Origin of the sequence: Clostridium sp. YIM B02569 (assembly GCF_022320765.1) — a bacterium.
GTDB classification, from domain to species: domain Bacteria; phylum Bacillota; class Clostridia; order Clostridiales; family Clostridiaceae; genus Clostridium; species Clostridium beijerinckii.
Map to the genome: position 1 here is coordinate 221,922 of NZ_JAKJJX010000001.1, position 13,519 is coordinate 235,440.

Annotated in this window: 9 protein-coding genes; 3 read left to right on the plus strand and 6 right to left on the minus strand. The window is 29.7% G+C overall.

What is annotated here, in order from left to right; all coding sequences use genetic code 11:
- Positions 1-132: 132 nt before the first annotated feature.
- The 4 genes from larA to L3B96_RS01005 all read right to left on the minus strand — a co-directional run bounded on the left by larA (position 133) and on the right by L3B96_RS01005 (position 5,018).
- Positions 133-1,425 (minus strand): nickel-dependent lactate racemase, encoded by a 1,293-nt coding sequence (larA, locus tag L3B96_RS00990; RefSeq protein ID WP_238858598.1) that lies wholly within the window; start codon positions 1,423-1,425, stop codon positions 133-135.
- Positions 1,426-1,832: 407 nt separating this feature from the next.
- Complete coding sequence (locus tag L3B96_RS00995; protein ID WP_238858599.1) at positions 1,833-2,189, minus strand: PqqD family protein; 357 nt, start codon at positions 2,187-2,189, stop codon at positions 1,833-1,835.
- Positions 2,176-4,098, minus strand: coding sequence for an oligopeptide transporter, OPT family (locus tag L3B96_RS01000; protein ID WP_238858600.1), 1,923 nt, complete (start codon positions 4,096-4,098; stop codon positions 2,176-2,178). Before L3B96_RS01000 ends, L3B96_RS00995 begins: the two co-directional genes overlap by 14 nt.
- 332 nt (positions 4,099-4,430) lie before the next feature.
- The gene (locus tag L3B96_RS01005; protein WP_238858601.1) at positions 4,431-5,018 is read right to left on the minus strand and encodes an ACP phosphodiesterase; all 588 of its coding nucleotides are present in this window, start codon (positions 5,016-5,018) and stop codon (positions 4,431-4,433) included.
- A 330-nt stretch (positions 5,019-5,348) separates the two neighbouring features.
- On the opposite strand from L3B96_RS01005, the gene L3B96_RS01010 reads away from it, so the two are divergent.
- Positions 5,349-5,828, plus strand: a complete 480-nt coding sequence (locus L3B96_RS01010; protein WP_026889258.1) for an S-ribosylhomocysteine lyase — start codon at positions 5,349-5,351, stop codon at positions 5,826-5,828.
- 142 nt (positions 5,829-5,970) lie between these two features.
- On the opposite strand, the gene L3B96_RS01015 is transcribed toward L3B96_RS01010, so the two are convergent.
- A complete protein-coding gene (locus tag L3B96_RS01015) occupies positions 5,971-6,567 on the minus strand; it encodes a maltose acetyltransferase domain-containing protein (RefSeq protein ID WP_238858602.1) in 597 nt (198 codons plus the stop codon).
- 113 nt (positions 6,568-6,680) lie between these two features.
- Entirely contained in the window at positions 6,681-9,707 is a 3,027-nt protein-coding gene (locus L3B96_RS01020; RefSeq protein ID WP_238858603.1) for a glycoside hydrolase family 2 TIM barrel-domain containing protein, read from the minus strand.
- Positions 9,708-10,106: 399 nt separating this feature from the next.
- On the opposite strand from L3B96_RS01020, the gene L3B96_RS01025 reads away from it, so the two are divergent.
- Together L3B96_RS01025 and L3B96_RS01030 are read left to right on the plus strand one after the other, a co-directional pair.
- Complete coding sequence (locus tag L3B96_RS01025; RefSeq protein WP_171788711.1) at positions 10,107-11,660, plus strand: response regulator; 1,554 nt, start codon at positions 10,107-10,109, stop codon at positions 11,658-11,660.
- 30 nt (positions 11,661-11,690) lie between these two features.
- A complete protein-coding gene (locus tag L3B96_RS01030) occupies positions 11,691-13,481 on the plus strand; it encodes a sensor histidine kinase (RefSeq protein ID WP_238858604.1) in 1,791 nt (596 codons plus the stop codon).
- Positions 13,482-13,519 lie beyond the last annotated feature (38 nt).

Below are 13,519 nucleotides of genomic sequence, written 5' to 3' on the forward strand. Positions count from 1 at the left end.
ATGTTTTCCTAGTTAACAAAGTATTTATATTCATTAGATTTTAGTCTCATAAAAGAAAAAAAGCACTAACTTCCATATAAAGAACAGTTGTGCTTTCATTAAAATACTTCACAATTTATGACCAATACTATTTTAAACTAATTTGGGAAGTGTAGTCGCTCCATGAGGCATAAGGTTAATAGTTAGATTCTTATTTTCATTATTATTATAAGAAATTTTAAGTGCCTCCTCTAACGTTCTAACAACAATAATTTTTGTATTCTTCAGCAAATCATGATCAATTTCTGAGACCAAAATTAGCTTATACTTTTCTCCTGTTTCGCAGAAGAAGTACCCTACATATTTTGAGATAGTATAATTCTCTCTAAGATCTCTTTCTCTATCAAGCATATTGTCAAAATTTAATATCATATCATTAATATCTTTAATTTCTCCAATTCCCTCACTACACTCAGCAAGTACTATAATGGTACCTCCTTCTACAACTGCTTCTTTTGCATTTATCAAAGTTTTTATTGATTGATAAAGATTTATGTCTTTTGGTGCCCCTCCCGCACTTGCAATAACTATATCTGATTTACTTCTTATATTGACACCATCAATACTATCCACCAATTTTCTTCCTGCCTCATGAGCTGTTATATAGTCTCCAGCAACCGCACCTGCTATATTTCCATCAGGTCCCATGACTACATTAAACATAAATGTTGGTTTTACCATTGCAGCTGCTTGCATCATATCATCATGTACTGGATTTTCTATAATATTGCCTGAGCACACACTCTCTCTTGTCCCGCTTCCAAATCCATCATTCAAGGAAAGTGAATGGTTTGCTGATATTGTTTTAAATGATGCAATACCAGGAAGTATAGATTTTTTCCCTCCTGACCAGCCTACAAGAAAATGATAGACTATAGCTCCTGTAATAACTATATGATCAGATTCAACAGCTTTTTTATTTAACATAACAGGAGTGCCATAGCTTGTATTCCCTAGATATGTCATACTTTCTTCATCGAAGCAATCATGATCGTAAACTTCAAATCTTTTTGATAGCTTTTCTCCGAGAAGTATTTCATGTTCTTCTCTTGTCTGTTTTCTATGAGTCCCCTGAGCAGATAAAAATATAATATCTTCGTCTTTAACTCCACCTTCATTTAGTTCCTCTACGATTTTATATAAAAATTTATATGGCTTTTGCCAACTTCTTGTAATATCTGAAATTATTATACAAACTTTTTCACCTTCATGTACAATATCTTTAAGTCTTTCGCTGTCAATAGGATTATACAATGCCTCAGCTATAATTTCATCTTCTGTCTTACTCTTCTTAAAATCGTTGCTTTCAATTACCTCCAGAAGATTTTTTTCTTCAATAAAAGCCCTCATTTTATCTCTTCCATATTTCATATTAATTTCTTTCATTTATAGTCCCCCAATAATGAATTTGTTAACGCTTTTGAATTTTTATTGCCAATTTATCAAAGTTTTCCATCTACTTTTAATATAATACAAATTTTAACTATAGTCAAATTAGAATTTAGAAATAGTCTTTTATTCTAACACACCTCTTTAGCCTCAAACATATTCAATTTTATATTAACAAGTAAGAAACAGAATTGCTTGATATTACTAAAATAATAAATCCACTATTCATTGATGCATAGTCACAATATATAGTGATAGATCGTGAACTTCATGATAATATTCAAAATATTTACTTATCCCTTTCTAGAATGTATACAAAAAATTAAAACCATAGAGAAACTCAAATCTCTATGGCTTTAATTTTATATATTATAATTTATTACAAGTATAATAAAATATCATATTTAATTTTGAAAATTCACTTTTTCTATATAGTGGCAATTAACATCAATATGATTTAAAAATAATAATAATCTCTCATAAAGCGGATGAACCTTATCACCATATTTTGCTTCTAGACTTTCTCCTATGTCTTTCACATTTTTCTGTCCATCTATCTGCAATAATATCCAGCTTCCATATTCATCTAAAGAAATCTTTTTATACTGTGGAATTCTGAATTTAAGTTTTCTAAAGAACCTTTGTACCTTATGGTCTTGTTTTAAAAGTATAGTCACAATATTATCTTTATCCACTTCATACTCTAAATCATCAGATATTTTATATACTAACTCTAAAACATCTTTATTATTTTCCAGCATTTTTTACCTTACTCTTTAGAATTGGCATTGCAGTTGCTATTACCAAAATTATTAGTAATATAAATGCCATTCCATTAGAAGCAGCAAATCCACTTGGCTCAGCTCCACCTACAAGACCAGATATTTGGAATATTATTCCTATAAGTCCAAGAATAGAGCCTCCAGCAACTAGTCCAGAAGATAAGCTTATACCATTTGAAACTTTAGCTTCTTTTTCCTTTTCAGATTTAGAATTCTTTTCTATAAATAGACGTACCAATGCTCCTGCCAATATTATAGTAGTTGTAGATATAGGTAAATAGAATCCTATAGCAACTGCCATTATAGGAAGGTTTAACATAAATAAAACAAGTCCCATAACAACACCAGCAATTACCATTACCCAAGGTAATTGGCCTGACATTATTCCAGCAGTTAATGTAGACATTAAGTTAGCTTGTGGCAATGCAAACGGAACATTATCACCAGTTATTGCAAGTTGATCTGAAAGTAATAATATAGTACCAACAACTACCGCAACACCTAAAATTCCAGCTATTGCAAAGTACTTTTCCATTTCTCTTTTATCGCCACCTATTACAAAAGTAACCTTTTGAGATTGTGAGTAACCGCCTGCTACTGATATAGCAGTAACAATAAATGTCCCAAATAAAAGTAGTGATTTGTTGCTTTCAGGGCTCTTCCATCCCATTACAACAAATAATGATGTCACAATAACTATAGAGGCTATAGTCATTCCTGATACAGGAAGATTTGAAGTTCCTATAGTACCAGTCAAACGACCAGAAACTATAACAAATAATAATGATAAAAACATTGATAAAATAGAAGCAAGTATTGCCATTACTATATTACCATTAGATGCTACAAATCCACCTACAAATCCTAATATTATACCACCAAGTAATATCATATTTTCAACAGATGAACTCTTTCCACTATTTGAAGCTTTAGCATTAAGAGTTTCTTTTATAGAAGATATTATAGTCGGAATAAGTTTTATAGCGCCTATTAAACCACCAGAAAGCATCATTCCTGCCCCTATATATTTTACATAGCTACCAGCTATATCTTTTACTTGCATAGCATTTATAGCAACATTAGGATTATTCCACACAGATCCTCCGTCTTTTCCAAGACTTGAGAAGTATCCTATTAATGGCATAATACCAAAGTTAGCTAGTATAGCTCCAGCAAACATAGTTAAAGAAACCTCCATACCAACTATGAACCCTATTCCTAATAGTAGAGGATTAACTTCAACTTCGAATTTCCACTTATAAAACGACTCATTTACATAACTTATAACATTGTTAACTAAATTCAAAAATGAACTTGTTATAACCGTTATAATACCGCCTATTCCAAAACCAATTCCCATGAACTTCATTGATTCTCCAGCACCTTCTGAAGCAACAAGTGTTTCAGATATAGCCATTGATTCTGGATACATTAATTTACCATGTTCTTCAACAATTAAGTAATTGTAAACAAGAGAAGCTATTCCTATACCAAATAAAACTCCAGCTGCTCCAACAGAAAAACCTTCTATGAAACTAACTTTAGAACCTATTAAAAGAATTGCTGGTAATACGAATATTACACCACTAGCAACAGATTCTCCACCACTTGACATACCTTGAACTAAATTTTTACCAAGTATACCTTTTTGCTTTGCAAATACAGCTATAAACGCAGATCCTATTATAGATCCTGGTATACCAGCAGCGACTGTAAGTCCTGACTTCATTCCTGAGTAAGCCGTTGATGCTGCAAATAGAACAGCCAATATAATACCGATTATCAAAACTGAAACGTTTCCACCCGACTTCGAACCATTAGAAATGTATGGAACATAGCTCTTACCAGCTACACCGCCATATGCATCTTTGGACAATTTATTATTCATAAGGGCACCTCCTTTTATATTTCACAAGCAATATTATAACACGATTTTCATATAATACTATATTTTTTCTCTTCAATTATTTATATTTTTTTAAATATTTTTAGCAAAATATTTAATTTTTTTGAAGATTTCCACACATAATAGATAAGTTTAACAATATAAGACCATTACACTTTAATTCATCTAGTTTTAGAGATTAGCATATCAACAGAATTATGTTTTCCTATGATAAGCTATAATATTCTAAACATAAAAAATATACAATATACTGGTTTAACTTTCCAAATATATTGCATACTCTATGTTAACTCTAAATACTATGAATCACACAACTAAAGAATTATTTTAAGCTTATTTGAATAATCAATTGCATGAGGATAAAAACATTTAAAATCACTTTCAAGACCTTCATAATTATTAATTAGCTCCTCTATAGGGTTTACTAATGGGTGCCTTGTATTCGCAAATCTTATAGCAATCCTATCAACTGCTGTTTGAATACCATGTATATCCTTGTAGGAAAGGAGCCAGTTTTCTTCTATAATATAATTCATCCTTCTTAATAACTTATCTGGCAGACAGTAAGAAAACTTTCTAAGTATCTTATAAAAATTATCAGCATAATCTTCTAATGATATTGAGGAATAATCCCTCCAATTTTTAGCTAAGAAATGATCATAAAATATATCAATCAATACACCTGCCAAGCGTCTATTATTTTTTGAAATTCTTTTTCTGCTCCTCATGAAGTCTGGATGTGAATCCGTAAAAGTATCAAGCTTTTTATGCATAATAATCCCTTGTCTTATGGATTGTTCAAATTCATTTTCCAAAGACTTATTTACAAAGTCCCCTAAGAAATTTCCTAACATATTTTCTTCGCTATTATCTGCGAGATATATGTGCGCTAAATAATTCATTTTTTCTCCTTTCAAATTCCTACAAATAATATTCTAAATTTATAATTTCTATAACTTATTGTTTTTCATTCTTTACCAAGATAATATCACTGATATGATCTTTGGTCATTTAAAAGTATCATATTTTTCTCTATTAATTATAAGTTCTTCTTCATATAATAGTTCTTATGGTTTTCTGAACAATCATCTAATATATAAGCATGTTATTGATAATAAGAATTACAAGTGTTAAAATTTAATAGAAATAAATTTAAATAAGGTTCTAATAAATGTAACTATTATAGTATATTATTGAGCATTTATTCTAAATTATATTAAGGAGTGACGTTAATGGAGAAGATAGCAAGTTTTACAATTAATCACCTAGAATTACTTCCTGGTGTATATGTCTCAAGACAAGATAAGTTTGGTGATACAGTTCTTACAACTTTTGATATTAGAATGACTAGACCAAACTTTGAGCCAACTATGAATACAGCAGAGATGCATGCAATAGAGCACTTAGCTGCTACATTCTTAAGAAATCATAAAGATTATGCAGATAAAACAGTTTATTTTGGACCGATGGGATGTAGGACAGGCTTTTATTTAATTTTACATGGTGATTATAAATCTAAAGATATAGTTCCTCTACTTACAGAACTATATAAATTTATGGCTGAATTTGAAGGAGATATTCCTGGTGCTTCTGCTAAAGATTGTGGGAATTATTTAGATATGAATTTACCAATGGCAAAATATTTAGCAAATAAATTTCTTAACGATATCTTATTAAATATAACTGAGAAAAATTTAGTTTATCCTAATTAATGAAATTATGATAAACTTATATGATATAAAAATAGGATGCTTTTATGGGCATCCTATTTTTTCTTTACTTAGTATATATACTTATAGAATCTCTTAAAGGATATTCATCTAAAAATAATCCGTTAAAATTTCTACTGCTAGATTATTCGACTCTTTTATTCTTAAAATAAAATTCTTTATCATGTTCACTTATTTTTCTTAATACGCGGCAAGGATTTCCTACAGCAATTACATTTTCAGGAATATCATGGGTAACAACACTCCCCGCACCTATTACTGAGTTATCTCCTATGGTAACACCAGGCAAAATGACTGCATTAGACCCTATCCAAACATTATTACCTATCTTTACTGGAATTGAAAATTGAGTACCTGGCTTACGAAGATCAGGATCTACCGGATGGCCTGTAGGCGTTATTGTTACATTAGGTGCTATCATAACATGCTCACCTATATATACATCAATATCATCTACAATTACAAGATTAAAATTAGCATAGAAACAGTTACCAATGTGTACATTTTTACCGTATGCCATATGTAGTGGTGGTTCTATCCAAATCTCATCCCCCATATCACCTAGTAATTCTTTTAAAAAGTCTTTCCTTTTAATTTTCTCACTTGGACGTGTATGATTATAATCATATAATAATTCCTTGCACTTTTCACGTTCTTCATCAAGACCTTCTCCTATATCGACATATAGCATACCATTTTTTATTCTTTCCCTAATTGTCATAGTAGCCTCCCAATTTATTTTATTAATCTTCTGATTATTCACGTGTATTCTTTTATATAGAAATGTTCTGAATTATATCCTTCAGAACATTTTTAGTACTTAATATACGTTTATTACATTTTAGAAATTGCAAAACTATATTCTAAATCTTTACTTGAATCGATACAGAATTCAGGTAATACTGGTGCTCCCCAACTGTCATCTCCGCCAACACCCATTTGTTTACCTATTATATTCACATGAGTAAAATTAACAGATGGTAATTCTTCTATATGAAGTGCGTTTTCTAATTCCATGTTGCTGTATGGTAAAACACTAAATTCAAATGGAGCTTTACCATAAGTAAATTTAAGACCTTCATTTTTATCATTTTTAACTACTAGCCACCTAGTTCCTGTTCTGTTTCCACATTCTTGTGGGACTAGGTATCTTGATAAGTTATCTATTGGTGTGCTATCGTAAATCCCTAGTTTAGAACCTTCACATCTATCTATATAGTTTTCTTCCGGTCCCATTCCATACCAACTAAATGAATTAAATTCAGCTAGTAATTTAAAATTCATTCCTAGTATAGGCAATTCAGGTAATCCGCTAACTCCTTTATACTTAACATTTACTTTAATTATTCCTTCTCCAGATACTTCATAAGTTATCTTAACATTAGTAGATGGCACTGTTGGTAATTGATAATTATAATATAATGTAATCTTCTCATCAAATTCCTCAACTGAAAAATCCACATACTTCTGCCCCATAGTAGCAGCCAGCCATTGACCGCATCTAAATTCATGTTTATTCCCTCTATCATTATCTGTTGTTGCTCTCCAATAGAAAGTTTTTGGTGTTCTCGTTATAAACTCCTTGTTATTATATCTCAAGGATACAATTCCTCCTTCTTGTTTAGAGAATATAACCTTGAAATCTTTTCCGTGAACCCCTATGTTTACATCTCCATGAATGATCTTCATTTTAGACTCTGAATTATGATTATTCATATCTGATTTTTCTTTAATAACCTTTTGTCCAAATGCTACTTCATATCCTTTTTCTGCCCAAAGTGTATCTTGTACTAATCTTAATGAGGTTGTAAGTACAATTTCTTCAAGAAAATTATACTTTTCTATTGGAAGTTCGATATATTTTTCTTCTCCTGGAGCTACAGATACATTTAGATAACCATCTCTTACTAGTTTTCCATCTCTTTCAACGATATAGTATAAATCATATTTATCAGTGTTAACAAAAAGATTTTGATTCTTAATAGTCACCCCTTTTGCATCTAGTTCTAATTTTACGTTTTGATATAGGTACTTAACTTCCTGTGCTTTAGGCGATATAGTTCTATCTGCATAAATCAAACCATTTCCAGAAAAATTATAATCTGTTGGACGATCTGTAAAGTCTCCTCCATAAGCTAGAACTTCTTTTCCATCTGGAAGTTTTCTATATAAAGCTTGATCGCCATAATCCCAAATAAATCCACCTTGATACATCAAATATTTGTCTTCAAGTTCTGTATATTTCATCATTCCACCAGTTGAGTTACCCATTGAGTGCATGTATTCGCAGCTGATATAAGGTTTCTTTGGATTATCATTAAGATACTCTTCTATTTCTGCTGCCTTTGCATACATTCTACTTTCCATGTCACTCGTGTCATCAAATTCTCTACATCTAGTTACCCCTTCATAGTGCACTAAACGTGAAGGATCTTTTTTTCCAAAGTATTCAGACATTTGATAAATATCTTCACCCGCATAAGATTCATTACCACATGACCAAATAAGGACAGATGGATGATTTTTATCTCTTTCAACCATTGATGATGCTCGATCTAAAACTGCTGCCTGCCACTGTGGAAGACTTCCTGGCACATTCCATGATGGTTCAATCTGCCCCATCTTTTGCCATGAACCATGACTTTCTAAATTTGTTTCATCTATTAAATAAATCCCGTATTCATCGCAAAGCTTGTACCATAAACTTTGATTTGGATAGTGTGATGTTCTAACAGCATTAATATTATGTTGTTTCAAGAACTTAATATCCCATAGCATATCCTCTTTCGTAATTGAGCGTCCACGCCTTGCGCTAAATTCGTGACGGTTTACACCTTTAAAGATAATACGCTTTCCATTCAGGCACATAATTTTATCCTTCATTTCAAAGTGCCTAAACCCTATCTTTTGGGTTACAACCTCAACTAAAATGCCATCTTTTTTCTTTACTAAAATATAAAAAGTGTATAAATCAGGCTCTTCAGCGCTCCATAAACTTATATTTTGTGCATCTAAATATAAATTCAACCCATCAGAGAACGGAACTTTTTCAGATATAGCTATTTTATTTCCTTTTTTATCTTCTAAATATGTTTCAACTGTTGTTTCTGAATTTCCAATCATTTTAAGTTCAACATTTAACTTTGCATTTTCGAAATCGTCATATAAATCTGTTTTTATAAATATATCATTTACGTGAGTTTCTGGAACTGCATATAAGTATACATCTCTAAAGATGCCTGAAAATCTCCAAAAATCTTGATCTTCTATCCAACTTGCGCTACTCCTTTTATAAACCTCAACTGCAAGTTTATTTTCTCCCTCTCTTAAATAATCAGTAATATCAAATTCCGATGGTGTAAATGTATCTTCGCTATATCCTACAAATTCTCCATTGACCCATACATAAAATGCTGCTTCAACACCTTGAAAAGAAATAAAAGTCTGCTTATTTTTAAGTTCATCTTTAACTTCAAAAAATGTCACATAGCTTCCAACCGGATTATATGTTTTTGAAATATGAGGTGGTCTTAATTCATCGTGACCTTCCCAAGGATACATAGTATTAATGTATTGACATTTATCATATCCTTGAAGCTGAATATGACCTGGGACTTCAATATAATCAAATCCATTTACATCAAAATCATCTTTATAAAAATCTGTAATTCTTAGAGATGGATTTTCACTATATGAAAATCTCCATTTTCCATTTAAATTTTGCTTAAGAGGCATGGCGTCTTCTAGTTTAATATCCTCAACTTTTTCATAAAACCAATGATCGGAATGAGCATCTATTCTATTAACTCTAAATATTTCTGGATCTTCTAGCCAATCTAATGACGGTTTATTATTAATCATACTCTTACCTCACTTTCACCTTGTAGAGTTATTGCTTTTTTAAATTAAAGTTGTTAATCGTATTAACTAAATGTAACTCTTTTATAAAGTCACATTTAATTAATACTTAAACATATATGAGAATAAAAAAAATTATGGGCTAATATTATTAGGACACCTTACTTCGTAATCAATTACATTGATTTTTTAATTTATCCTATATCCTGATGTTAGGATTATGTTATTAATTAAATTTATAATTACATTCTATTATTTTTTTAGTAAAAAATCAATTACATTTTACTAAACTTTACTAAAGTTATTTACTACTTAATTGAAAACCTTTAATTTATACTATATAATCAGTAGTAAGCAATATTAATCTATCTTGTGTTAATTTTAGAATAGGGGTGCTAACTATTGAACGAATATAGTAAAATTTTAGTTGTTGATGATGAATTTATTATGCGACAAGGTATAACTCATATGATTGATTGGGAAAAAGAAGGCTTCCAAATTATAGGACAGGCTTCTAATGGTCAAGAAGCTCTCGAAATGATAAAAAAGGATATTCCTGACATTATAATTTCTGATGTTGTAATGCCTCAAATAAATGGAATTGAATTAGCTAAATTTGTACAGGACAAATACCCTAAGATAAGAATTATCATCTTAAGTAGTTATAGCGATTTTGAATATGTTAAATCATCTTTTCAAAATGGTGCTGTTGATTATATTTTAAAACCTTCTCTAAATCCTTCTGAGTTATTAAGTACTCTAAAAAAGATTTCAATTAAAATGAAAAGAAATACTTTAGAAGGAAACTCTTTAAGTCTCACCAATAGCGCCTTAAATCGACTTATATCTGGCTTTGACAATGATCCTGACTTTAACTATTTTAATACGATATTTACTTTTCAATCATTTTGCTTATTTGGTTTAAACGCAAAGAAAATATATGATAATTATAGCAAACGCCTTGAAATTATTGATTTTACAATTTCAGAGATCGGCAAGGAATTTTCTTTAGAAGGATTAAATGCAAATTATAATATACAAGTCGCTAATATTGAAAACGAAATCATAGTTGTAATTATAAATTTTGATGATAAAAGTTATAATTCTCTATTTAGTAAGCTAGAAAATATTTCAGAAATAGTTTCAAATAGTTTTAAAGAAGCATTTTTTGTATTAAGCAACTTCTTCTATTCTAGTAGAAATATTAAGGATATATACGAAAAGGAATTCCTAGTGTTAACTCAACAATATTTTTACAACAAAAATGTTTCTTTAATGTGCTCTTCCAACTTCAAAACACCATCGCCAATAGAAAAATTTAATTTTAAGCGTTTTTCAGAATCAATTTCTATAATGCAATTTCAGAATGCATTCGAAATGCTAACAATATACGTTACAAATGCTATTGATCAAAGATCTCTTACAGAATTTGAATTAAAAACATTGATTCAAAATTCTTTTTATAATGTGATTACTTCTTTAGAATATTTAAATTTTGATTTAAATAAGCTAAATTCATTAAAGCAAGAGTGCTTTCATGACATAGATAACACTAAATATTCAGAAGACTTACTTGTGGCCTATAACTCTCTCTTAAATCGCTTTAAACAAATAATAGACACATATGAAAATAAAATAAATTCACATATGATTAATAAAATTATTCAATACATTCATGATCATTACGACGAGCAACTTACTTTAACTAATGTATCTAAGCTATTTAATTTTAATTATTCATACTTATCAACCTACTTTAGTTCCCATAACGAAGAGGGGTTTAATGAATTTCTTAATAAAATTAGAATACAAAAAGCTTGTGATTTTTTAAAACAGGACATTCCTATCTCAGATATAAGCGGAATGGTTGGCTACTCAGATCAAAGTTACTTTTGTAAGGTTTTCAAGAAATTTATCGGACTCACTCCTAGCGCTTTTAGAAAAAAAGGATATTAATACTAGTAACAAACGAAAGGACTTTTCATTATGCTAAAATTATCAAAATCAATACATTATACGAGCCTGTTTTTTAGAGTTGCTTCAGTTGTTCTTATAAGCGTTATTTTAGTATCTATTTCAATAGGAATTATTACAATTAAAATTTCAAAGGATATACTTGCTGATACTTTCAGCAAATCAAATTATAAAGTTTTAACACAAATTAGCAATGAACTTAGTACATTTAATGATAATACAATTAACATTATGAATGCGATTGATTATATCCCTGATTTTCAGCGATACTTATCAGAAAAGGAGCTTACTCCACAGCAAAATTATCGAACTTTATACAATATGTTTACAGGCTTCCATAAAATGATCCCTGATAAAGATCTTTATGATATTACTGTACTAGCTGTAGGCGTTAATGGGAATACCTATGTAGCAAGCGATTATGACCATCTTATCCTTGATACTAATGAAGTTTTAAATAGCAGCTTTACTAAAAAAGCATTAGATAATAAGAATACTGTTTTATATCAATACTTAGATCATGGTTTTACAAAACTCACAAAAAACTCTAGTACAATTGTAGCTATAAAGGTTCTGTGTGATAAACTTACAAGAGAACCCTATGGATTTGTATATGTACTTATTAGTGAGCATACATTCCATAAATATTATGATTATTTTGTAGGTAATGGTAATAGTATTTCTATCATATCAAGTGATGGTACTATTGTTTCTTCTAGCCTTTCTTCAAAAATAGGAACGAAAAATTTAGATTTATATAATATATCAAGTGTCATTTTAAATAATAACCTCAAATACGTTAACACTAAATTAGATTCTTCTGATGTAGCAATATTATCAAAACATTTACCAACTTATAATTTTAATATAGTTGGCACGATTGATAAAAATATAGTATTAAGTGAAATATATGATTCTTCTGAAATTATAGCAGTAAGTATCTTAATTGCATCAATATTCATTGCTATTACTTTCTTCGTAATACGTAGAACAACAAAACCAATTTCAGCTCTTGTTAAAGTTATGCCTAAAATAATTCATGGTGATTTCAATAATCATATTCCCGTTGTCGGAAGCTATGAAGTTCGCGAACTATCAACTAACTTTAACTATATGTTAGATGGATTAAATAATTATGTCCATGCCCAAATAAAAATGCAGAAAGAAAAGAGAAAAGCCGAAATACATGCTTTACAGATGCAAATTAATCCACACTTTATTTACAATACTTTAGCTTCAATCAAATGGCTTATGTGGCAGGGAAGCACAGAAAAATCTATACAAACTATAGATGCATTTATATCACTTCTTAGAAATACTATTAGTAATAAAAATGAAATGATAACAATACAAGAAGAAATCGAAAATTTAAATAATTATGTTTTAATTAATCATATACGATATGGAGATAATATTAATGTAAATTTTTTCGTAATTCCAAATTGCGAAAACTATGTAATTCCAAAATTAATTTTACAACCTTTTATTGAAAATGCATTTTTTCATGGCTTTAATGAAAGAAATAATGGATCTATACATGTGTTTGTAAATGAACAAAATCAGAATCTAATTTGTGAAATCATAGATAATGGCGTCGGAATGACAGATGAAGAAGTACAAAAGATTCTTAGAGAATCTTCTAAAAAACACGAACATTTTACAAGTATTGGAATCCAAAATGTTAATGATAGAATTAAACTTCTATATGGAGATGATTATGGTATTTCAATTAGAAGCGAATTAGGTAAAGGGACTACTGTAAGAGTAACAATTCCTGCTCAAAAGGAATTTGTGGAGAATTAGCTTCTAATTTCTTTCATTTTCGTTCACAGTAATATAGA